The sequence below is a fragment of the Escherichia sp. E.sYA108 genome (assembly GCF_011754335.1).
Lineage (GTDB): Bacteria > Pseudomonadota > Gammaproteobacteria > Enterobacterales > Enterobacteriaceae > Escherichia > Escherichia coli.
On sequence record NZ_JAAQVZ010000001.1, the window covers coordinates 1,541,123 to 1,564,550 of the forward strand.

Annotated in this window: 22 protein-coding genes; 19 read left to right on the plus strand and 3 right to left on the minus strand. The window is 51.7% G+C overall.

The genetic code is table 11. The features are described from left to right. The first annotated feature begins 128 nt into the window (after positions 1–128). A complete protein-coding gene (mlaA, locus tag HBM92_RS07305; RefSeq protein WP_000776774.1) occupies positions 129–884 on the plus strand; it encodes a phospholipid-binding lipoprotein MlaA in 756 nt (251 codons plus the stop codon). Positions 885–945: 61 nt separating this feature from the next. Here mlaA and fadL read toward each other — a convergent pair whose 3' ends face one another. After that, positions 946–2,286 carry a long-chain fatty acid transporter FadL gene (gene fadL, locus HBM92_RS07310; RefSeq protein WP_001350318.1) on the minus strand — a complete coding sequence of 447 codons (1,341 nt, stop codon included), beginning with the start codon at positions 2,284–2,286 and terminating at the stop codon, positions 946–948. 371 nt (positions 2,287–2,657) lie between these two features. Here fadL and HBM92_RS07315 point away from each other — a divergent pair, with 371 nt between their 5' ends. The 11 genes from HBM92_RS07315 (at position 2,658) to HBM92_RS07365 (ending at position 14,277) form a co-directional block, all read left to right on the plus strand. Then, a complete protein-coding gene (locus HBM92_RS07315; protein ID WP_001296261.1) occupies positions 2,658–2,942 on the plus strand; it encodes a YfcZ/YiiS family protein in 285 nt (94 codons plus the stop codon). Positions 2,943–3,121: 179 nt separating this feature from the next. Continuing rightward, positions 3,122–4,432: an acetyl-CoA C-acyltransferase FadI gene (gene fadI / locus HBM92_RS07320; protein WP_000531944.1), complete on the plus strand. Its 1,311-nt coding sequence runs from the start codon at positions 3,122–3,124 to the stop codon at positions 4,430–4,432. Next, positions 4,432–6,576 (plus strand): fatty acid oxidation complex subunit alpha FadJ, encoded by a 2,145-nt coding sequence (fadJ, locus tag HBM92_RS07325; protein WP_000425031.1) that lies wholly within the window; start codon positions 4,432–4,434, stop codon positions 6,574–6,576. The genes fadI and fadJ overlap by 1 nt, the downstream gene beginning before the upstream one ends. 202 nt (positions 6,577–6,778) lie before the next feature. Continuing rightward, positions 6,779–7,264 carry a phosphohistidine phosphatase SixA gene (gene sixA / locus HBM92_RS07330; protein ID WP_001195816.1) on the plus strand — a complete coding sequence of 162 codons (486 nt, stop codon included), beginning with the start codon at positions 6,779–6,781 and terminating at the stop codon, positions 7,262–7,264. A 566-nt stretch (positions 7,265–7,830) separates the two neighbouring features. Then, on the plus strand, positions 7,831–8,397 hold the full coding sequence (locus tag HBM92_RS07335; RefSeq protein WP_000032640.1) for a fimbrial protein: 567 nt from the start codon (positions 7,831–7,833) through the stop codon (positions 8,395–8,397). An 80-nt stretch (positions 8,398–8,477) separates the two neighbouring features. Next, positions 8,478–11,126 carry a fimbrial biogenesis outer membrane usher protein gene (locus HBM92_RS07340; RefSeq protein WP_001305198.1) on the plus strand — a complete coding sequence of 883 codons (2,649 nt, stop codon included), beginning with the start codon at positions 8,478–8,480 and terminating at the stop codon, positions 11,124–11,126. Between the two features lie 19 nt (positions 11,127–11,145). Further along, positions 11,146–11,898 carry a fimbria/pilus periplasmic chaperone gene (locus HBM92_RS07345; protein WP_000120669.1) on the plus strand — a complete coding sequence of 251 codons (753 nt, stop codon included), beginning with the start codon at positions 11,146–11,148 and terminating at the stop codon, positions 11,896–11,898. Between the two features lie 16 nt (positions 11,899–11,914). Further along, a complete protein-coding gene (locus tag HBM92_RS07350) occupies positions 11,915–12,418 on the plus strand; it encodes a fimbrial protein (RefSeq protein ID WP_000642894.1) in 504 nt (167 codons plus the stop codon). After that, positions 12,415–12,894, plus strand: coding sequence for a fimbrial protein (locus tag HBM92_RS07355; RefSeq protein ID WP_000824841.1), 480 nt, complete (start codon positions 12,415–12,417; stop codon positions 12,892–12,894). The genes HBM92_RS07350 and HBM92_RS07355 overlap by 4 nt, the downstream gene beginning before the upstream one ends. Then, entirely contained in the window at positions 12,891–13,418 is a 528-nt protein-coding gene (locus HBM92_RS07360; RefSeq protein WP_001050120.1) for a fimbrial protein, read from the plus strand. Before HBM92_RS07355 ends, HBM92_RS07360 begins: the two co-directional genes overlap by 4 nt. A gap of 1 nt (position 13,419) precedes the next feature. Continuing rightward, complete coding sequence (locus HBM92_RS07365; protein ID WP_000753501.1) at positions 13,420–14,277, plus strand: StfH/YfcO family fimbrial adhesin; 858 nt, start codon at positions 13,420–13,422, stop codon at positions 14,275–14,277. A gap of 319 nt (positions 14,278–14,596) precedes the next feature. Here HBM92_RS07365 and smrB read toward each other — a convergent pair whose 3' ends face one another. Then, on the minus strand, positions 14,597–15,148 hold the full coding sequence (gene smrB / locus HBM92_RS07370; RefSeq protein ID WP_000730806.1) for an endonuclease SmrB: 552 nt from the start codon (positions 15,146–15,148) through the stop codon (positions 14,597–14,599). 165 nt (positions 15,149–15,313) lie between these two features. Here smrB and prmB point away from each other — a divergent pair, with 165 nt between their 5' ends. Genes prmB through HBM92_RS07400 form a run of 6 tightly spaced genes read left to right on the plus strand, consistent with a single transcriptional unit; the run spans position 15,314 to position 19,863 of the window. Then, a complete protein-coding gene (prmB, locus tag HBM92_RS07375) occupies positions 15,314–16,246 on the plus strand; it encodes a 50S ribosomal protein L3 N(5)-glutamine methyltransferase (RefSeq protein WP_001305196.1) in 933 nt (310 codons plus the stop codon). A gap of 34 nt (positions 16,247–16,280) precedes the next feature. After that, positions 16,281–17,366 (plus strand): chorismate synthase, encoded by a 1,086-nt coding sequence (gene aroC / locus HBM92_RS07380; protein WP_001297933.1) that lies wholly within the window; start codon positions 16,281–16,283, stop codon positions 17,364–17,366. A 3-nt stretch (positions 17,367–17,369) separates the two neighbouring features. Continuing rightward, entirely contained in the window at positions 17,370–18,194 is an 825-nt protein-coding gene (mepA, locus tag HBM92_RS07385; RefSeq protein WP_001043802.1) for a penicillin-insensitive murein endopeptidase, read from the plus strand. Next, complete coding sequence (locus tag HBM92_RS07390; protein WP_000447361.1) at positions 18,194–19,003, plus strand: sulfite exporter TauE/SafE family protein; 810 nt, start codon at positions 18,194–18,196, stop codon at positions 19,001–19,003. The genes mepA and HBM92_RS07390 overlap by 1 nt, the downstream gene beginning before the upstream one ends. Further along, the gene (gene epmC / locus HBM92_RS07395; RefSeq protein WP_001089230.1) at positions 19,003–19,551 is read left to right on the plus strand and encodes an elongation factor P hydroxylase; all 549 of its coding nucleotides are present in this window, start codon (positions 19,003–19,005) and stop codon (positions 19,549–19,551) included. Before HBM92_RS07390 ends, epmC begins: the two co-directional genes overlap by 1 nt. Before the next feature lie 33 nt (positions 19,552–19,584). Further along, on the plus strand, positions 19,585–19,863 hold the full coding sequence (locus tag HBM92_RS07400; RefSeq protein ID WP_000559761.1) for a YfcL family protein: 279 nt from the start codon (positions 19,585–19,587) through the stop codon (positions 19,861–19,863). Between the two features lie 120 nt (positions 19,864–19,983). Here HBM92_RS07400 and mnmC read toward each other — a convergent pair whose 3' ends face one another. Next, positions 19,984–21,990 (minus strand): bifunctional tRNA (5-methylaminomethyl-2-thiouridine)(34)-methyltransferase MnmD/FAD-dependent 5-carboxymethylaminomethyl-2-thiouridine(34) oxidoreductase MnmC, encoded by a 2,007-nt coding sequence (mnmC, locus tag HBM92_RS07405; protein WP_000683752.1) that lies wholly within the window; start codon positions 21,988–21,990, stop codon positions 19,984–19,986. Between the two features lie 158 nt (positions 21,991–22,148). Here mnmC and fabB point away from each other — a divergent pair, with 158 nt between their 5' ends. After that, on the plus strand, positions 22,149–23,369 hold the full coding sequence (gene fabB, locus HBM92_RS07410; RefSeq protein WP_000817178.1) for a beta-ketoacyl-ACP synthase I: 1,221 nt from the start codon (positions 22,149–22,151) through the stop codon (positions 23,367–23,369). Positions 23,370–23,428 lie beyond the last annotated feature (59 nt).

The following is a 23,428-nucleotide window of genomic DNA, read 5'->3' on the forward strand; positions in this document are numbered from 1 at the left end:
AGCAAATCAGGGCGTCTGGACATCAGTTGACGTGCTGTTACAATCGCCCACACCTAAACAGGCGGATACGGTATCGTTCCGTCATGGATGGCAAACTGCATAAGCCATAAAAAAACAGGGAGACATTTATGAAGCTTCGCCTGTCGGCGCTTGCTCTGGGAACTACGCTTCTGGTGGGGTGTGCGAGTTCCGGTACAGATCAGCAAGGGCGTTCTGACCCGTTAGAAGGGTTTAACCGCACTATGTACAACTTCAACTTCAATGTATTAGACCCGTATATTGTTCGACCGGTCGCTGTCGCCTGGCGTGATTATGTTCCGCAACCTGCGCGTAACGGTTTGAGCAACTTTACCGGCAACCTTGAAGAACCTGCGGTGATGGTTAACTACTTCTTGCAGGGCGACCCTTATCAGGGGATGGTCCACTTTACCCGCTTTTTCCTGAATACCATTTTGGGAATGGGCGGCTTTATTGATGTTGCAGGGATGGCGAACCCGAAACTGCAACGGACTGAACCTCACCGCTTCGGTAGTACGCTTGGTCATTATGGTGTGGGTTATGGGCCGTACGTTCAGTTACCGTTCTACGGTAGCTTCACGCTGCGTGATGACGGTGGTGATATGGCGGATAGTCTTTACCCGGTTCTTTCCTGGCTGACCTGGCCGATGTCTGTGGGTAAATGGACGCTTGAAGGGATAGAAACTCGTGCGCAGTTGTTGGATTCCGACGGTCTGCTGCGTCAGTCCTCCGATCCTTATATTATGGTGCGTGAAGCGTACTTCCAGCGTCATGATTTCATCGCTAATGGCGGTGAACTCAAACCGCAGGAAAATCCGAACGCGCAAGCGATTCAGGATGATTTAAAAGATATCGATTCTGAATAAGAAACAAACAAAAAAGGTGAGTCGCAAAACTCACCTTTTTTCTTATTAAGCTAACGCGTTATCAGAACGCGTAGTTAAAGTTAGTACCGAACAGCCAGGCTTTACCTTCAGACTCGAAGGAATAAGCTGCCGCTCCTTCACCTTCGGTGAATTTCACTTTCTGACCATGCATATAAGATGCGCCAACATCAATGGATGCATCTTCATTAAATGCGTAGGTTAACCCAGCACTTAACCACAAACGATCCTGGTCAGGAATGGAAATAGAACGTTTATCTGCCGGAACCGGGCTGTCGTCATAAGCGATACCGGTACGGAAGGTCCAGTTTTTATCATAATAGTAGGTTGTACCCAACGCGATACGATACGCGTCCCGGAATCCTTCATCTTTATAGAACAGAGTCTGACCACTATCGCCTTTCGCTTTCAATTCCTGGAACTGGCTCCAACTGGTATAGGCCATGCTGTAGTGAATTGCCCACTGCGGCGCAACACGGTTATAACCAGAAATCTCCCACATCTCAGGCAGGTTCAGCGTTAAGGATCCATTTTGGGTTGCCCCCATCGTGCCATACGGTAAGCCCATGTTACCCAAAATATTGTTCAGATTTGGGTTAATGGAGCTTTTGTAATCCCCATCGAAGTCGATTTTAACTTCTGAACGATATGTCAGCCCCCAACGGTTATCTTTATCCAGTTCATAAAGAATACCCGCGTTCCAGCCAAAGCCCCATTCGTCACCTTTCAAATGAGCAATTTGAGAGTCCGGAGTATTAATACCATTGGTTAATGAAGCGGGTACACCCTGGGCAATCAACTGTTGAGACAACAATGGCCCCAGCGAACCGGCGTAACGCTCAATTTTTGCCTTGGCATAAACTGCATCAAAACCAAGACCAAAACTCCAGCTATTGTTAAGGCGATAAGCCCCGCTAAGGTTAAGGTTGATTGTTTGCAGATCGGTTTTACCGCCATAGATACCAGCAGCGTAGTTGTCGGTAAATTCCGTAGCCAGGCCATAGTTGGAAGTTATTGACGCTCCCCAACCAAACTGATCGTTAATAGGCGCAACAAAGTGCAGGTTAGGTACCCATGCTGTCGGTGCGATATTTTTAGCATTTGCACTCTGACCGGTTAAATCAGAATGTCCGGTAATATCTACATCCGGATCAATATAAACCGCACCCGCAGAAAATGTCGGGCGGTCAAACATGGTAATCAATGCGGGGTTACGGCTAACGTTACCTGCATCATCGGCAATTGCACCTTCCCCTGAATAAGCCCGGCCCAGGCCAGAGGAAGAAAATTCGTTTAACTGAAAGCCTGCCGACCAGGCCTGGGTGGAGATAAGTGCCACTGCGACTGCGAGAGCAGACTTTGTAAACAGGGTTTTCTGGCTCATGACCATAACCTCAATGATTTATTTTTATACAAACTATGTTACGTGCTGTAACAGGAGCGCGAAGTGTAGGGTCTGAGGTACATCTTAGAAATCAGACCAGTGGCGAGAGTATAGGTCGGACCAGCTGGAATGTTGCAAGTATGTTTCTATCTTTTTTCAGATATGATCTAAGAAACGCGATCCAGCTGGCAAAATTGGGAGGTGGCGCACTCATGGATTCGGGTGAATTTTGTTTTAGATCATTTTTAAGTGTGATTTCGGTCACTTATCCGATTTTGCAGAATTAACAACTGGAGCAGCACTTTCCGGAAGCGTAAAATATCCACAACGTTTATCTGGCACCTTGGGTGCACATACAGAGGAAATCAACGATGAGTAAATGTAGTGCTGATGAAACCCCGGTTTGCTGCTGTATGGATGTTGGCACCATTATGGACAACTCCGACTGCACCGCGTCTTACAGCCGTGTGTTTGCAAACCGCGCAGAAGCAGAACAAACGCTGGCGGCGCTGACTGAAAAAGCCCGTAGCGTGGAATCCGAACCGTGCAAAATCACCCCGACTTTCACTGAAGAGTCTGACGGTGTGCGCCTGGATATCGATTTCACTTTTGCCTGCGAAGCTGAAATGCTGATCTTCCAGCTGGGTCTGCGTTAATTCCTCTCGGGTACGTATGCCCCTGTCAGTTGCTGGCAGGGGTGTTTTCTTTTCTTTCTCCTGTCTTCACTGTGTCATAGCTCCCACTTTCCTTTTTCTCCGCTTGGCTAAATGTAAAAAAATGGTTAAGACTATGATCAGGTCAGACCACTTTATTTATTTTTTTACAGGGGAGTGTTATGGGTCAGGTTTTACCGCTGGTTACCCGCCAGGGCGATCGTATCGCCATCGTTAGCGGGTTACGTACGCCTTTTGCCCGCCAGGCGACGGCTTTTCATGGCATTCCTGCTGTTGATTTGGGGAAGATGGTGGTAGGCGAACTGCTGGCACGCAGCGAGATCCCCGCTGAAGTGATTGAACAACTGGTCTTTGGTCAGGTCGTACAAATGCCGGAAGCCCCCAACATTGCGCGTGAAATTGTTCTCGGTACTGGAATGAATGTGCATACAGATGCTTACAGCGTCAGCCGCGCTTGCGCTACCAGTTTCCAGGCGGTTGCAAACGTCGCAGAAAGCCTGATGGCGGGAACTATTCGCGCGGGGATTGCCGGTGGGGCAGATTCCTCTTCCGTATTGCCAATTGGCGTCAGTAAAAAACTGGCGCGCGTACTGGTTGATGTCAACAAAGCCCGCACAATGAGCCAGCGCCTGAAACTCTTCTCTCGCCTGCGTTTACGCGACTTAATGCCCGTACCGCCTGCGGTAGCAGAGTATTCTACCGGCTTGCGGATGGGGGACACCGCAGAGCAAATGGCGAAAACCTACGGCATCACCCGAGAACAGCAAGATGCACTGGCGCACCGTTCGCATCAGCGTGCTGCTCAGGCGTGGTCAGACGGTAAACTCAAAGAAGAGGTGATGACTGCCTTTATCCCTCCTTATAAACAACCGCTTGCCGAAGACAACAATATTCGCGGTAATTCCTCGCTTGCTGATTACGCAAAGTTGCGTCCGGCGTTTGATCGTAAACACGGGACGGTAACGGCAGCAAACAGTACGCCGCTGACCGATGGCGCAGCGGCGGTGATCCTGATGACCGAATCGCGGGCGAAAGAATTAGGGCTGGTACCGCTGGGGTATCTGCGCAGTTACGCATTTACTGCGATAGATGTCTGGCAGGACATGTTGCTCGGTCCGGCCTGGTCAACGCCGCTGGCACTGGAACGTGCCGGTTTGACAATGAGCGATCTGACATTGATCGATATGCACGAAGCCTTTGCAGCTCAGACACTGGCGAATATTCAGTTGCTGGGTAGTGAACGTTTTGCTCGTGATGTACTGGGGCGTGCACATGCCACTGGCGAAGTGGACGATAGCAAATTTAACGTGCTTGGCGGTTCGATTGCTTACGGGCATCCCTTCGCGGCGACCGGCGCGCGAATGATTACCCAGACATTGCATGAACTTCGCCGTCGCGGCGGTGGATTTGGATTAGTGACCGCCTGTGCTGCGGGTGGGCTTGGCGCGGCAATAGTTGTGGAGGCGGAATAATGGAAATGGCATCAGCGTTTACCCTTAATGTCCGTCTGGACAACATTGCTGTTATCACCATCGACGTACCGGGTGAGAAAATGAATACCCTGAAGGCGGAGTTTGCCTCGCAGGTGCGCGCCATTATTAAACAACTCCGCGAAAATAAAGATCTGCGCGGTGTGGTGTTTATCTCCGCGAAACCGGACAACTTTATCGCTGGTGCAGACATCAATATGATCGCCAACTGCAAAACGGCGCAAGAAGCGGAAGCACTGGCGCGGCAGGGTCAACAGTTAATGGCGGAGATTCATGCTTTGCCCGTTCCGGTTATCGCGGCTATTCATGGCGCTTGCCTGGGCGGCGGGCTGGAGCTGGCGCTGGCGTGCCACGGTCGCGTGTGTACTGATGATCCTAAAACGGTACTCGGTTTGCCTGAAGTACAACTTGGATTGTTACCCGGTTCAGGCGGCACCCAGCGTTTACCGCGCCTGATAGGTGTCAGCACAGCATTAGAGATGATCCTCACCGGAAAACAACTTCGGGCGAAACAGGCATTAAAGCTGGGGCTGGTGGATGACGTTGTTCCGCACTCCATTTTGCTGGAAGCCGCTGTTGAGCTGGCAAAGCAGGATCGTCCATCTTCACGCCCTCTACCTGTACGCGAGCGTATTCTGGCGGGGCCGTTAGGTCGTGCGCTGCTGTTCAAAATGGTCGGCAAGAAAACAGAGCAAAAAACTCAGGGTAACTATCCAGCGACGAAACGCATTCTTGACGTTATTGAAACCGGTTTAGCGCAGGGGACCAGCAGTGGCTATGACGCCGAAGCTCGGGCGTTTGGTGAACTGGCGATGACGCCGCAATCACAGGCGCTGCGCAATATCTTTTTTGCCAGTACGGAAGTGAAAAAAGATCCCGGCAGTGATGCGCCGCCTGCGCCATTAAACAGCGTGGGGATTCTAGGTGGTGGCTTGATGGGCGGCGGTATTGCTTATGTCACTGCTTGTAAAGCGGGGCTTCCGGTCAGAATTAAAGATATCAACCCGCAGGGCATAAATCATGCATTGAAGTACAGCTGGGATCAGTTGGAGGGCAAAGTTCGCCGTCGTCATCTCAAAGCCAGCGAACGTGACAAACAGCTGGCATTAATCTCCGGAACGACGGACTATCGCGGCTTTGCCCATCGCGATCTGATTATTGAAGCGGTGTTTGAAAATCTCGAATTAAAACAACAGATGGTGGCGGAAGTGGAGCAAAATTGCGCCGCTCATACCATCTTTGCTTCGAATACGTCATCTTTACCGATTGCCGATATCGCCGCTCACGCCGCGCGACCTGAGCAAGTTATTGGCCTGCATTTCTTCAGTCCGGTGGAAAAAATGCCGCTGGTGGAGATTATTCCTCATGCGGGGACATCGGCGCAAACCATCGCTACCACAGTAAAACTGGCGAAAAAACAGGGCAAAACGCCCATTGTCGTGCGTGACAAAGCCGGGTTTTACGTCAATCGCATTTTAGCGCCTTACATTAATGAAGCTATCCGCATGTTGACCGAAGGTGAACGGGTAGAGCACATTGATGCCGCGCTGGTGAAATTTGGTTTTCCGGTAGGCCCAATCCAACTTTTGGATGAGGTAGGAATCGACACCGGGACTAAAATTATTCCTGTACTGGAAGCCGCTTATGGAGAACGTTTTAGCGCGCCTGCAAATGTTGTTTCTTCAATTTTGAACGACGATCGCAAAGGCAGAAAAAATGGCCGGGGTTTCTATCTTTATGGTCAGAAAGGGCGTAAAAGCAAAAAACAGGTCGATCCCGCCATTTACCCGCTCATTGGCGCACAAGGGCAGGGGCGACTCTCCGCACCGCAGGTTGCTGAACGGTGTGTGATGTTGATGCTGAATGAAGCAGTACGTTGTCTGGACGAGCAGGTTATCCGTAGCGTGCGTGACGGGGATATAGGCGCGGTATTTGGCATTGGTTTTCCGCTATTTCTCGGTGGACCGTTCCGCTATATCGATTCTCTCGGCGCAGGCGAAGTGGTTGCAATAATGCAACGACTGGCCACGCAGTATGGTTCCCGTTTTACCCCTTGCGAGCGTTTAGTCGAGATGAGCAAGCGTGGGGAAAGTTTTTGGAAAACAACTGCAACTGACCTGCAATAAGAAGGTCAAAGCTATATGAATCCGCGCTGAATGGCGGAGTGTTGCTCAAAATGTAAACGCATATTGACTATACTTACGCCATTGAGGTAAAAAACAGCGTTTCATTCGGTGAATGGATAAGGCACAATGCCGGCCACCGTTTTCTTTCTCTGGTTTCAGATGAAAGAAAACGGGCGAATCTGGTTAACAAAAGCGGTGCAATATGCAAGTTTTTATCATGCGTCACGGCGACGCAGCCCTCGATGCCGCCAGTGATTCGGTTCGTCCTCTGACTACTAACGGTTGTGACGAATCTCGCCTGATGGCGAACTGGCTGAAAGGTCAAAAAGTGGAAATCGAACGCGTTCTGGTGAGCCCGTTCCTGCGAGCCGAGCAAACACTGGAAGAAGTAGGGGATTGTCTGAACCTGCCTTCCAGTGCAGAAGTTCTGCCGGAGTTAACGCCCTGCGGCGATGTTGGTCTGGTCGGCGCCTATTTGCAGGCGTTGACCAATGAAGGTGTTGCTTCGGTACTGGTAATCTCTCACTTACCGTTAGTCGGGTATCTGGTTGCCGAGTTATGTCCGGGCGAAACGCCGCCTATGTTTACCACTTCAGCGATTGCCAGCGTAACGCTTGATGAAAGCGGAAAAGGCCAATTCAACTGGCAAATGAGCCCTTGTAATTTGAAGATGGCAAAAGCAATTTAAGCAATCAATGCCCGGTTACGTGCGCGTACACCGGGCAGTTTCTCCGTCATACAATCATTCTTTTTCTTGTCTAAATGTTGTTAATATTTAACAACTCTCGATAGTTATTATATTTTCCCATTATTGAATCCCGTAATAAAATAAAGAAGATAATGGTTTTGTGTCTTGAATATATATTTATTGATTTAATTAATATTAAATTTTAGCAATAAATAATGGTAAGGTCATTATAATTTTTTTAGTGTGCTTTATAAGCAATTCATTTTTGTTGATTATAATGGTTTGTTTTTTTGTTGATAATTCGCATGTTTTTTTGTTGGAAAGTGGTGAAAGTATTTTGTAGATGTATTAATTAATAAAATCTACATAAAGTGTTTAAGTATTACTAAATTGAGTTTTTTTATAGATAAGACCAACATACAGACACACCAGAGAATACTTGTTTACATTCTATGATTATATTGGAGTGTATATGTTCAATGGCTAACTATAAATATCGGGCATAATATATATTAATTTTATGTCAGGTGATTATATTATAACTCTTAATGATTTAAGGACAAATAATGAGTAAGTTTGCCAAAACAGCCATTGCTGCGGCGATGGTCATGGGCGCAGTTGTTTCCAGTTCTGCTTTTGCAGCAGGCAACAACGGTACCGCGCGCTTCTACGGCACCATTGAAGACTCCCCGTGCTCTATCGTTCCAGACGATCACAAACTGGAAGTCGATATGGGTGACATCGGTGCGGCTAAACTGACCGGCGGTGGCACTACCACACCGAAAGATTTCCAGATCCGTTTACAGGATTGCGTGTTTACCACTGAAACAAACATGGAGACCACGTTCACCGGTACTAACTACGCGGGGCCAGCCAACACGGATAACTATGCGTTATTCAATGTTGACAGCGGTGTTGCCATGAACCACGTGAGCCTGGTAATCGGCGATACCCATGGCAAAGGTTATAAAGTGGGCGAAAAGATTGTTCAGCCAATCGTGATGGATACTTCAACCAGCAAGGGTAAAGACAAGCAAACGCTGAACTTTAAAGCCTGGCTGGTGGGTGAAACCGATGCGCCGGATCTCGGCCAGTTCGAAACCCTGACCACATTCCAGATTACTTATCTCTGATGTGACAACCCCACAGCGTTCTGCTGTGGGGTTATTCAACACGCAACAGATTTACGACTGTTTCACAAACGGATATGTGTATGCCTAATCACTCAAATTTTCGGCTGCGGGGAATCGCCTGCTATATTGCGCTGGCAATCTCTGGTGGGTCAGTCAATGCATGGGCTGATGATTCAATTCAATTTGACCCCCGTTTCCTTGAGTTAAAGGGCGATACGAAAATTGATCTCGGTAAGTTTTCAAAAAAAGGGTATGTCGACGCGGGTAAATATAATTTACGTGTATTTATAAATAAACAACCCCTTTCTGATGAATACGACATTAACTGGTACGTCTCTGAAAACGATCCAACAAAAAACTATGCCTGCCTGACACCTGAGTTAGTGGCGGCGCTGGGGCTGAAAGAAGGGATAGCAAAAAGCCTGCAGTGGACGCACAACGATGAATGCCTTAAACCAGGTCAATTAGACGGGATGGAAGTCGAGAATGATTTAAGCCAGTCGGCGTTGCTGCTGACAGTGCCACAGGCTTACCTCGAATATACCAGCAGCGACTGGGACCCTCCCTCACGCTGGGACGACGGTATTCCTGGCCTGATTGCCGACTACAGCCTCAATGCGCAAACTCGCCATCAGGAGCAGGGGGGCGAGGACTCACATGATATCAGCGGCAACGGTACCGTTGGGGCGAACCTGGGGGCATGGCGTTTCCGTGCAGACTGGCAAAGTGATTATCAGCACACCCGCAGCAACGATGACGACGATGACAGCAGTAACAGTACAACGAGCAAAAACTGGGACTGGAGCCGTTATTACGCCTGGCGGGCCTTACCCTCTTTAAAAGCGAAGCTGTCGCTGGGGGAAGATTATCTCAATTCCGATATTTTCGACGGCTTTAACTATATCGGCAGCAGCGTCAGCACCGATGACCAGATGCTGCCGCCCAACCTGCGCGGCTATGCACCGGATGTTTCCGGCGTGGCGCACAGCAGTGCAAAAGTCACCATTAGCCAGATGGGCCGGGTACTTTACGAAACCCAGGTTCCCGCCGGGCCATTCCGCATTCAGGATATCGGCGACTCCGTCTCCGGCACACTGCACGTCCGCGTTGAAGAACAGAATGGTCAGGTGCAGGAATATGACGTTACGACCGCATCTATGCCATTCCTCACGCGCCAGGGGCAGGTGCGTTACAAAGTGATGATGGGGCGTCCGGAAGACTGGAACCACAAGACCGAAGGCGGCTTTTTCTCCGGCGGAGAAGCGTCATGGGGGGTGGCAGATGGCTGGTCGCTCTACGGTGGTGCGCTGGCAGATAAACACTATCAGTCGGCGGCGATGGGGGTGGGGCGCGACCTCGCACAGTTTGGCGCGCTGGCGTTCGATGTGACTCACTCGCACGTCAACCTGGATCATGACAGCGCATACGGCAAAGGAAAACTGGACGGCAACTCCTTTCGCGTGAGCTATGCCAAAGACTTTGACGAACTCAACAGCCGCGTCACCTTTGCAGGCTACCGTTTCTCCGAAAAGAACTTCATGACCATGAGCGAGTATCTGGACGCGAACCAGTCGGACATGGCGCGGACCGGTAACGACAAAGAGATGTATACGATCACCTATAACCAGAACTTTGCCGCTGCGGGTGTTTCGATCTATCTCAACTACTCCCATCGTACTTACTGGGATCGCCCGGAACAGACAAACTATAACCTGATGTTTTCCCACTATTTTAATATGGGGAGCATTCGCAACATGAGCATCTCGGTGACCGGCTATCGCTACGAATATGACGATAATGCGGATAAGGGGATGTACCTCAGTATGAGCATTCCGTGGAGCGACAGCAGCACCGTGACCTACAACGGTTCCTACGGCAGCGGGTCGGACAGCAGCCAGGTCGGTTACTTTAAGCGCGTCGATGACGCAACGCACTACCAGGTTAACGTTGGCACCAGCGAGCAGCACGGCAGCGCGGATGGTTATCTGAGCCACGACGGTTCGCTGGCGAAGGTTGATCTCAGCGCCAACTACCATGAAGGGGAATACCGTTCGGCGGGGATCGCCTTACAGGGCGGGGCAACGCTGACCGCGCATGGTGGGGCGCTGCACCGTACCCAGAACATGGGCGGCACGCGCCTGCTGATTGACGCCGACGGGATTGCCAACGTGCCGGTCGAAAGCAACGGCGCGCCGGTGTACACCAATATGTTTGGCAAGGCGGTGGTCGCCGATATTAACAACTACTATCGCAATCAGGCGTATATCGATTTAAACAACTTGCCGGAAGATGCGGAAGCCACCCAGTCGGTGGTGCAGGCGACTCTGACGGAAGGCGCAATCGGCTATCGTAAATTCAAAGTGATCAGCGGGCAAAAAGCGATGGCGGTACTGCGGTTGCGTGACGGTAGCTACCCGCCGTTTGGCGCGGAAGTGAAAAACGACGAGCAGCAGCAGGTTGGCATTGTGGATGATGAAGGCAATGTCTATCTGGCGGGGGTCAATGCGGACGAGCATATGATGGTGTTCTGGGAAGGCAGCGCACAATGCGAGATCGTATTGCCGAAGCCGCTACCTGCCGATTTGTTCAGCGGTCTGTTGTTGCCGTGTGAACAAAAGGGAACGGCAGCCCCTGATTCTTCAGCGCCAGAAATTAAGCCTGTTATTCAGGACCAGACGCGGCAAGTCACACCAACGGAAGCGCCGACGTCAATTTCAGCAACTCAATAATCTGATTAAGGAACGATCAATGTCTTATAAATTATCCTGTCCAATGCTCGTCAGCACAGCGCTGATGGCACTGCTTACCACCGCCAGCCTGACGGCGCATGCATCGGTCACCCCGGATCGCACCCGTCTGGTGTTTAACGAAAGCGATAAATCGATCAGCGTGACGTTGCGTAACAACAACGAAAAGCTGCCTTACCTGGCGCAAAGCTGGCTGGAAGACGAGAAGGGCAACAAAATCACTTCGCCGCTGGCAGTACTGCCGCCGGTGCAGCGTATTGACGCTATGATGAACGGCCAGGTGAAGATTCAGGCGCTGCCGGACATTCACACACTGCCGTCCGACCGAGAAAGCCTGTTCTACTACAACGTGCGTGAGATCCCGCCAAAGTCCGGGAAAGCCAACACCCTGCAAATTGCGCTGCAAACGCGCATCAAGCTGTTCTGGCGACCAAAGGCGCTGGAGAAGATTGACATGAGAAGACCGTGGCAGTTTAAGGTCACACTCACGCGCAGTGGCCAGGACTATACCGTCAATAACCCGACGCCGTACCACGTCATCATCAGCGATGCCAGCACACAGAAGAAAGGGCTGACTGCCGCCGGGTTTAAACCGCTGGTGATGCCACCGAAAACGTCACAACCGTTAAAGGCAAAAATGGCGAGCGCCCCGGTGCTGACCTATATCAACGACTACGGCGCGCGCATGCCGCTGATCTTCCGTTGTGAAGGGAACACCTGCAAGGTGGATGAAGATCAAAGCAGCAAAGGTTGATAACGGGAGAAGCAACATGAAAGCGTTCTTTCTGACCGGATCTGCCGCGCTATTGCTGGCCTGTGGCGTGACCGTTTTCCCGGCAATGGCGGGCGGCAAAATCGTCAATCTGACGTTGCGCGTGCTGGTGGATGGACCGCCGCCCTGTTCGGTAAAGGGAAGCGCGGTGGAGTTCGGCAATGTGATTATTAAAAGCATTGATGGTGCCAACTACCGTCAGGCAGTGGGCTACACCCTGAACTGCTCAAACAGTGTCAGCGACGACCTGCAAATGCAGCTTCAGGCCACCACCACGACCATCAACGGCGAAACGGTGCTGAGTACTGGAATCAGCGGTTTTGGCATTCGTATTCAGAATGCCGCTGACCATTCGCTGGTGGCAGTGGGTAACAGTAGCTGGCTGCCGTTCAACATCAATACTCAGCCAGACTTCGAAGCCGTTCCGGTGAAGCAGAGCGGTGTGGAACTGATGGCATCGGAGTTTAATGCGACCATGACCATGGTGGTGGACTACCAATGAAACGACTCGCATGGTGCTTAATTTACGGTTTTGCTGGCCTGGCGCAGGCCGCGATTAACGACGTTACTTTTCACGGCACGCTGGTTTCGCCACCCGCCTGTACTATCAGCGATGGTAAGACGATCGAAGTTGAGTTTCGCAACGTCATTATCGACAACATTAACGGCGATAATTTCCGTCAGGATGTGCCTTACACCATCACATGTGACCCCGATGTGCGCGACGACGCCTGGGAGATGAGCCTGACCTGGACGGGCAGCCAAACCCCTTATGATGATTCCGCCATTGAAACGGACGTTAGCGGCCTGGGGATTGAGCTACAGCAAAACGGCCAGCCGTTTAAGCTGGGAACACCGTTGAAAATTGACCCGTCAACGCCGCCAACGCTGCAAGCTGTGCCGGTGAAAGCCAATGATGCGGCGCTCAGCGACGGAACCTTTTCTGCCTACGCAACATTACAGGTGGATTACCAATGAACCTAAAACGGATATCTCACTGCGCGGCTGTACTGGCGACGGTGCTGCTGACGCCCCATGTTCAGGCGGCTGACAACCTGCATTTCTACGGCAATTTACTCAGCAAGTCCTGCACGTTAGTCGTTCAGGGCGAGTCGCTGGCGGAGGTGCATTTTCCCACCGTTAGCCGTAAAGACCTGATGGTGACCGGGCAGTCTGCGCGGGTGCCAGTGGTGTTTCAGCTCAAAGATTGCAAAGGGCCAGCTCAGTATGAAGTCCGGGTGACGCTGACCGGTACAGAAGACAGTGAACAGCCGGGCTTTCTGGCGCTGGATGTATCTTCGGCGGCGCAAGGTGTCGGAATTGGCATGGAAAAAACCGATGGAACACCGGTGCCGATTAACAATACCAGCGGCGCGACCTTTGTGCTGAGTAACGGCAATAACAATCTGAATTTTAATGCCTGGCTCCAGGCGAAAAGCGGGCGGGAAGTGACGATGGGTGAGTTTACCGCCTCCTTAACCGCAACGTTTGAGTACATATAAGATGAAAAAAACTAACTTGCTGTTTCGTCTTTTGATCCTGATGGTTTTTATGCTCGGTAGTCGGGCCGGGATGGGGCAGACATTTCGTAATGTGTATATCTACTATGCTACGTTTGGCTGGAATAGTCAGGTCGAACTGTATCTTGATGTTGCTGAGGTTTCGAGTGTTTACTACGGTACCTATTATCAAAGTAATTATGTTATGACGCTTGGCAACTTACCCAATCGCACATGGACAGGAACGGGCAGTTCTCCTGCGCCGACGATTACGGTAAAAGATGGGACAATTGTAAATAATTCATTTTGTCCGGGCATGGAGGCACTGGAAGCCAAAGACAGCCGCTGGGAATGTCTCAAGCTGCCTCTGGATATTACCGTCGATGGTGATGTGGGAGGCTGCCCGTGGTTAGTGAGTATCAGAGCCACCAGCCAGGTTGTGGTCGGTTCTGTTGATAAAGATATCTATTATGGACCAAATGCAACCGTGTCCGTGTGCCCAACCGTGTCAGTTACGCCGTATGATGTTTCGTGGGATGAAAACTATATCAATAAAACGAAAACACTGTCTTTGCAATCGACGGGGGGTGTGATTGAAAAAACGCTTTCAACCTATCTGATGAAAGACGGCAAACTATGTGATGGCTCGCAAATGAATGAAGAGGGCGCTTACTGTCGCTGGGTTGCGCAAATGATCACGTTTTCATCATCAGGCTGTGATAATGCTAATGTTACGGTGGCGCCAAACAGGCATCCCATCACTGACAAGCAACTGCACGACATGGTGGTGCGTGTCGATACCAGCAGCCGCCAGCCGATTGATTCCACCTGCCGCTTCCAGTACACGCTCAACGAGCTGTAGCGTATACACCACACAACGGGGCCATCAGGCCCCGTTGTCCGTTATGTCATGCGGTCATCCAGTTTTTTAGAATATTCGCCATCACGGGAGCGAAAGGTGCCAGATAACCGTCGACGAGGGTGAGTAATTCGTCGATAAGCGCTTGCAGCAGGTCGTCATCCTCAAGCCCCTCTGAAGGGTCAATGCCATTAGCCCACAGAAGGCTGTCGGAAAGCTGCTTACGTTTTTCAATTAATGCCCGATTATTACGTTCATTATCGCCAGGGTTGAGACGCCAGTATCCAAGGCTAAATGGCCCGACTCATCCACCTTTTAATATTCAGGGTAATTCCGGCGGCAACCACTCTTCCACTTCAATCAGCACCAACAACGCCGCATCGCCACCATACTCTTTTGGTGCCTGGTGAAATGCCATCACATGCGGATGTTGCGCCAGCCACAGTGGCGTTTGCTGCTTCAAAATATGCTTACCATGACCATGCATCACACAGGCGCAAAACACATGTTCACGGCGGCAGGCGGCAATCAACGCCCCCAGTTCCTGTTTGGCTTGTAGCTGCGTCAGACCGTGTAAATCAAGAAACAACTCCGGGGAATAATCGCCACGGCGTAACTTCTTCGCCTCAAAATGGCTGACATCCGGGCGAACATATTTGACCGGACCTTCGGTATTCAATAATGGCTGAAATTCGTCCGAAAAATAGTGGCTGGCATCGGCCTGTTCCTGAATCAACCGCTTTACTGGCACTTCGCTGATTTTTTTACGCTGCGGTCGGTGGACAATCGTGTCCTGCTTAATCTTGCGAGTCCCCGCCATCAACTGGCGAAACAGCGCCTGGTCCTCCTCGCTAAGTGTTGTTTTCTTTTTCATTTATCTTTCTCTATTTCTAATTTTCCTACAGTTTACCCGACTCGTAGCACAATCGATCGTTTTAAACGTATTTTTCCTCACTCACCGCGCGTGAATGCTGATTTATCGTCATCTTCATGGCAAACTAGCCGCCGAAATTATTGCGATCATGCCCTGGAGGAATACGTGGATAAAATTTTCGTTGATGAAGCAGTAAATGAGCTGCAAACCATTCAGGACATGTTGCGCTGGTCGGTGAGCCGCTTCAGCGCGGCGAATATCTGGTACGGCCACGGCACCGATAACCCGTGGGATGAAGCCGTGCAACTGGTGTTGCCTTCGCTCTACCTGCCGCTGGATATTCCGGAAGACATGCGCACCGCGCGTCTGACCTCCAGCGAAAAACACCGTATTGTTGAGCGCGTGATCCGCCGCGTCAACGAACGCATTCCGGTGGCTTACCTGACCAACAGAGCCTGGTTCTGCGGTCATGAATTTTACGTCGATGAACGCGTGCTGGTGCCGCGCTCGCCGATTGGTGAACTGATCAACAATAAATTTGCCGGACTCATCAGTAAGCAACCGCAGCACATTTTAGATATGTGTACCGGTAGCGGCTGCATCGCCATTGCCTGTGCTTATGCCTTCCCGGAAGCGGAAGTCGACGCGGTGGACATCTCTCCAGACGCGCTGGCGGTTGCTGAACAGAACATCGAAGAACACGGTTTGATCCACAACGTCATTCCGATTCGTTCCGACTTGTTCCGTGACTTGCCGAAAGTGCAGTACGACCTGATCGTCACCAACCCGCCGTACGTCGATGCGGAAGATATGTCCGACCTGCCAAACGAATACCGCCACGAGCCGGAACTCGGTCTGGCATCTGGCACCGACGGCCTGAAACTGACGCGTCGCATTCTCGGTAACGCGGCAGATTACCTCGCTGATGATGGTGTGCTGATTTGTGAAGTGGGCAACAGCATGGTACATCTTATGGAACAATATCCGGATGTTCCGTTCACATGGCTGGAGTTTGATAACGGCGGCGATGGTGTGTTTATGCTCACCAAAGAGCAGCTGCTGGCGGCCCGTGAACATTTCGCGATTTATAAAGATTAAGTAAACACGCAAACACAACAATAACGGAGCCGTGATGGCTGGAAACACAATTGGACAACTCTTTCGCGTAACCACCTTCGGCGAATCGCACGGGCTGGCGCTCGGCTGCATCGTCGATGGTGTTCCGCCAGGCATTCCGCTTACGGAAGCGGACCTGCAACATGACCTTGATCGTCGTCGCCCTGGGACATCGCGCTATACCACCCAGCGTCGTGAGCCGGATCAGGTCAAAATTCTCTCCGGTGTTTTTGAAGGTGTTACTACTGGCACCAGCATTGGCTTGTTGATCGAAAATACCGACCAGCGTTCTCAGGATTACAGCGCAATTAAAGATGTCTTCCGTCCAGGCCATGCCGATTACACTTACGAACAAAAATACGGCCTGCGTGATTATCGCGGCGGTGGACGTTCTTCCGCCCGTGAAACCGCTATGCGCGTGGCGGCAGGGGCGATTGCCAAAAAATATCTCGCCGAGAAATTTGGCATTGAGATTCGCGGTTGCCTGACCCAGATGGGCGACATTCCACTGGAAATCAAAGACTGGTCTCAGGTCGAGCAAAATCCATTCTTCTGCCCGGACCCGGACAAAATCGACGCGTTAGATGAACTGATGCGCGCGCTGAAAAAAGAAGGCGACTCTATTGGTGCGAAAGTCACCGTCGTTGCCAGTGGCGTACCCGCCGGACTTGGCGAGCCGGTCTTTGACCGCCTGGATGCCGACATCGCCCATGCGCTAATGAGCATCAACGCGGTGAAAGGCGTGGAAATTGGTGATGGTTTTGACGTGGTAGCGCTGCGTGGCAGCCAGAACCGCGACGAAATCACCAAAGACGGTTTCCAGAGCAACCATGCGGGCGGCATTCTTGGTGGTATCAGCAGCGGGCAGCAAATCATTGCCCATATGGCGCTGAAGCCAACCTCCAGCATTACCGTGCCGGGGCGCACTATTAACCGCTTTGGCGAAGAAGTTGAGATGATCACCAAAGGCCGTCACGATCCTTGTGTTGGGATCCGCGCGGTGCCGATCGCGGAAGCGATGCTGGCGATCGTTTTAATGGATCACCTGTTACGGCAACGGGCGCAAAATGCCGATGTGAAGACTGATATTCCACGCTGGTAAAAAATGAACAAAACCGCGATTGCGCTGCTGGCCCTGCTTGCCAGTAGCGCCAGCCTGGCAGCGACGCCGTGGCAAAAAATAACCCAACCTGTGCCGGGTAGCGCACAATCGATAGGCAGTTTTTCTAATGGCTGTATCGTCGGTGCTGACACGTTGCCGATACAGTCCGAACATTATCAGGTCATGCGTACCGATCAGCGTCGCTATTTCGGTCACCCAGACCTGGTGATGTTTATCCAGCGTCTGAGTCGCCAGGTGAGCAATCTGGGCATGGGTACGGTGCTGATTGGCGATATGGGGATGCCTGCTGGTGGTCGTTTCAACGGCGGTCACGCCAGCCACCAGACCGGACTGGATGTCGATATCTTCCTGCAACTGCCGAAAACACGCTGGACCTCCGCGCAGCTCTTGCGCCCGCAAGCGTTAGATTTAGTTTCCCGCGACGGTAAACACGTTGTCCCCGCGCTGTGGAAGCCAGAAATTTTCAGCTTGATCAAACTCGCCGCCCAGGACAAAGACGTCACGCGCATTTTTGTTAATCCGGCGATTAAACAACAACTTTGCCTTGATGCGGGCACCGATCGCGACTGGTTGCGCAAAGTGCGACCCTGGTTCCAGCATCGCGCGCATATGCATGTACGATTACGTTGTCCTGCCGATAGTCTGGAGTGTGAGGATCAACCTTTACCGCCACCAGGCGATGGTTGCGGGGCAGAACTGCAAAGCTGGTTTGAACCTCCAAAACCGGGAACAACAAAGCCTGAGAAGAAGACACCGCCTCCGTTGCCGCCTTCCTGCCAGGCGCTACTGGATGAGCACGTGATCTAATGGAAACGTTTAATAGCCTGTTTATGGTTTCCCCGCTGCTGCTGGGAGTTCTCTTTTTTGTCGCCATGCTGGCGGGGTTTATCGACTCGATTGCCGGTGGCGGTGGGTTACTCACCATTCCGGCATTGATGGCGGCGGGGATGTCTCCCGCTAACGCGCTGGCAACCAATAAACTGCAAGCCTGCGGTGGCTCTATTTCCGCCACTATCTACTTTATTCGCCGTAAAGTGGTTAGTTTAAGCGATCAAAAACTCAATATCGCCATGACCTTTGTCGGCTCAATGAGCGGCGCGCTACTGGTGCAGTATGTTCAGGCCGATGTCTTACGGCAGATTTTACCGATCCTCGTAATTTGTATCGGTCTTTATTTCTTACTGATGCCAAAGCTGGGTGAAGAAGATCGCCAGCGCCGGATGTACGGTTTACCCTTCGCGTTAATTGCAGGTGGTTGCGTCGGTTTTTACGATGGATTTTTTGGCCCGGCTGCCGGATCGTTTTACGCGCTGGCCTTCGTTACGCTGTGCGGATTCAACCTCGCCAAAGCCACTGCTCACGCCAAATTACTTAACGCAACGTCAAACATTGGCGGTTTGCTGCTGTTTATTCTCGGTGGCAAAGTGATTTGGGCGACAGGATTTGTGATGTTGGTAGGACAGTTCCTCGGCGCGCGCATGGGGTCAAGACTGGTGTTGAGCAAAGGACAAAAGCTGATCCGCCCGATGATCGTTATCGTCTCGGCGGTGATGAGTGCCAAATTACTTTATGATAGCCACGGACAGGAGATCCTCCACTGGTTGGGGATGAACTAATGAACAGTACACACCACTATGAGCAGTTGATTGAGATTTTTAATAGCTGCTTTGCCGATGAATTTAATACCCGTCTGATTAAAGGCGACGACGAACCGATCTATCTTCCTGCTGATGCGGAAGTACCGTATAACAGAATCGTCTTCGCTCATGGCTTTTATGCCAGCGCCATCCACGAGATTTCGCACTGGTGTATTGCCGGGAAAGCGCGCCGTGACCTGGTTGATTTCGGTTACTGGTATTGCCCGGACGGACGCGATGCCCAGACGCAAAGTCAGTTTGAAGATGTTGAAGTGAAGCCGCAGGCGCTGGACTGGTTGTTCTGCGTGGCGGCGGGATATCCGTTTAATGTTAGCTGCGACAATCTGGAAGGGGATTTCGAACCGGACCGCGTGGTGTTTCAACGGCGGGTACATGCGCAGGTGATGGATTATCTGGCAAACGGCATTCCCGAACGTCCGGCACGCTTCATTAAAGCACTACAAAATTATTATCACACGCCGGAACTTACGGCGGAACAGTTCCCGTGGCCGGAAGCGCTCAACTGAAGCCAGCGCCACGTTTTACAATGAGGAAAGAAGATGATCGCGGAGTTTGAATCACGCATTCTGGCATTAATCGACGGTATGGTTGACCATGCCAGTGATGATGAGTTGTTTGCCAGTGGGTATTTGCGTGGCCACCTGACATTAGCCATCGCAGAACTGGAAAGTGGTGACGACCACTCCGCTCAGGCGGTACATACAACCGTTAGCCAGAGTCTGGAAAAAGCCATTGGCGCGGGTGAATTGTCACCGCGTGACCAGGCGCTGGTTACCGATATGTGGGAACACCTGTTTCAGCAGGCCTCACAGCAGTAAGTTGTGACGTCTGGAGCACCATGCCTGATGCGACGCTTATCGCGTCTTATCAGGCCTACAGGTAACGCGTAGGTCGGATAAGGCGTTTACGCCGCATCCGACAAACAATGCCAAAGCAGATTACCCCGCCTTAACCGCTTTACCTTTCAACAACTTCCGCACCCATAACCTATTCGGATTTAACGCCGCCAGCGTACTGGCATCCATCGGAATCGGTTCTTCACTCATCTGTGCTGCCAGAATCTCGGCACACAGCGGGGCAGAACACAAACCGCGCGAACCTAAAGCAGCAAACATAAAGAGATCGTCATAAACCGGCGCGCTTACCGCTTCATCTTTCTTCTCCGCCAGCGACGCATATTCCACGAGTGTAGCGTCATAATCAGGCACGTTGCCTACCATTGGCAGATGATCGCGAGTGGCACAACGCACACCGCAGCGCGCCTCTTTACCACTGACATCAACCTCTTTTGCCCACTGTACCTGCGGGAAACAATCAATCAACCGCTGGCGATTCTGCTGCTGATCTTCATCACTGTACGCCGTCTCTTCGCTACCACGATGATAACTGGCACCAATACAATGATGCTGATTCGCCGGATTTTGCGGCGTGAGATAACCGTCATAGCACAGCACTTGCTTCAGTTTCGCCAGCTCCGGCGTTGTCGGAATATGGCTGACCTGCCCGGCAACCGAATATACTGGCAGAGATGATGTTTGGCTGAAACCGCTGATTTGATGCCCATTCGCCAGTACCACCACACTATGCGTCGCGTGCTGATCACCTGCAAAATTCAACAACCAACCGTCATCCTTACGGGATAAATCCTGTAACTGATGTTGATAATGAATCTGCAAACCCTGCTGTTGCGCCAGTTCCAGCACATTACGGGTCAGTTCTGCCGGACACAGCCAGCCACCTTGCGGATAAGTAATACCGCTGCAATTTGTCGCAACGCCCGTAATTTGTTCAACCGCATTTGCCTCAACGGCTACAGCCAGTTCTGCGGGTAAATCCATCGACAACATCTGTGCGATTTTATGCTGGCTTTTCTCATCCCAGCCTAACTGCGTGACGCCGCACCAGTCATGATCAAATTTAACGGGCAATAAATCGTAAAACCGACGAGCAAAAGTAAACGCATTAGAGAAAAAACGGTTTAGCGCTTCATCGTGTTTACTTAAAAGCGGATACAGCGCCCCCTGGCGATTGCCGGAAGCACCCAGCGCGGGGGCTTCATCCGCGCAATAAAGCGTTACCTGCCAGCCGCGACGCAATAGCGCCAGTGACAACAACGCGCTGGCAATACCGCCTCCAATAATTGCCGCTTCCTGTTTGTTGCTGCCCATACGGTTAAACCACGGCGTGGAGCAGGGGAAGGGTAATGTCTGTTCCATCACCCCACAAAGCATTTCCCGTTTGCGCCCAAAGCCCTTACGTTTTTGCATAGTGAATCCGGCTTCCTGCAAACCGCGGCGGACAAAACCGGCAGACGTAAAGGTCGCCAGCGTGCTGCCCGGACGCGCCAGTCGCGCCATGGCGTTAAACAGATTTTGTGTCCACATATCCGGGTTTTTCGCTGGCGCAAAGCCGTCCAGAAACCAGGCATCTACTTTTTGATTTAGCGAATCGTCCAGTTGGCTGGTCAGTTCGTTTATATCGCCAAACCATAAATCCAGCGTCACGTGGCCTTCATCGAGCAATAAACGATGGCAACCGGGCAAGGGCAAAGGCCACTGCGCCTGAAGCTGTTCCGCCCACGGGGCCAGCTCCGGCCAGTGTTGATGCGCCAGCGCTAAATCCGCACGGGTGAGGGGAAATTTCTCAAAACTAATGAAATGTAAGCGTTGTAATTGCGCTTGCGGATGTGCTTCGCGAAACTGATCAAATGCCTGCCATAGCGTCAGGAAGTTTAATCCGGTGCCGAAGCCGCTCTCTGCTACCACAAACAGAGGATGTGGATGTTCAGGAAAACGTGCCTCTAGATGGTTACCCCCGAGAAAAACATAACGCGTCTCTTCCAGTCCGTTATCGTTGGAAAAATAGACATCGTCAAAATCTCGGGAAACAGGTGTACCCTCAGCATTAAATTCGAGGTTGGCAGGTTGTATGGAGTAGTGTTTCACGTAAGTTACTCGTCTTACAGGCGGTGGCTCGATCTTAGCGATGTGTGTCAGGCTGCGCAAATTTCTCTATTAATTGGCTGATCGGACTTGTTCGGCGTACAAGTGTACGCTATTGTGCATTCGAAACTTACTCTATGTGCGACTTACAGAGGTATTGAATGAAACGTGCAGTGATTACTGGCCTGGGCATTGTTTCCAGCATCGGTAATAACCAGCAGGAAGTCCTGGCATCTCTGCGTGAAGGACGTTCAGGGATCACTTTCTCTCAGGAGCTGAAGGATTCCGGCATGCGTAGCCACGTCTGGGGCAACGTAAAACTGGATACCACTGGCCTCATTGACCGCAAAGTTGTGCGCTTTATGAGCGACGCATCCATTTATGCATTCCTTTCTATGGAGCAGGCAATTGCAGATGCTGGCCTCTCCCCGGAAGCTTACCAGAATAACCCGCGCGTTGGCCTGATTGCAGGTTCCGGCGGCGGCTCCCCGCGTTTCCAGGTTTTCGGCGCTGACGCAATGCGCGGCCCGCGCGGCCTGAAAGCGGTTGGCCCGTATGTGGTCACCAAAGCGATGGCATCCGGCGTTTCTGCCTGCCTCGCCACGCCGTTTAAAATTCACGGCGTTAACTACTCCATCAGCTCCGCGTGTGCGACTTCCGCACACTGTATCGGTAACGCAGTAGAGCAGATCCAACTGGGCAAACAGGACATCGTGTTTGCTGGCGGCGGCGAAGAGCTGTGCTGGGAAATGGCTTGCGAATTCGACGCGATGGGGGCGCTGTCTACTAAATACAACGACACCCCGGAAAAAGCCTCCCGTACTTACGACGCTCACCGTGACGGTTTCGTTATCGCTGGCGGTGGCGGTATGGTAGTGGTTGAAGAGCTGGAACACGCGCTGGCGCGTGGTGCTCACATCTATGCTGAAATCGTTGGCTACGGCGCAACCTCTGATGGCGCAGACATGGTTGCTCCGTCTGGCGAAGGTGCAGTGCGCTGCATGAAGATGGCGATGCACGGTGTTGATACCCCAATCGACTACCTGAACTCTCATGGTACTTCGACTCCGGTTGGCGACGTGAAAGAACTGGCAGCTATCCGTGAAGTGTTCGGCGATAAGAGCCCGGCGATTTCTGCAACCAAAGCAATGACCGGTCACTCACTGGGCGCTGCTGGCGTACAGGAAGCTATCTACTCTCTGCTGATGCTGGAACACGGTTTTATCGCCCCGAGCATCAACATTGAAGAGCTGGACGAGCAGGCTGCGGGTCTGAACATCGTGACCGAAACGACCGATCGCGAACTGACCACAGTTATGTCTAACAGCTTCGGCTTCGGCGGCACTAACGCCACGCTGGTAATGCGCAAGCTGAAAGATTAATTCGGAGTAGGTCGGATAAGACGCGCCAGCGCCGTATCCGACGTTACGCGCCAATGCGG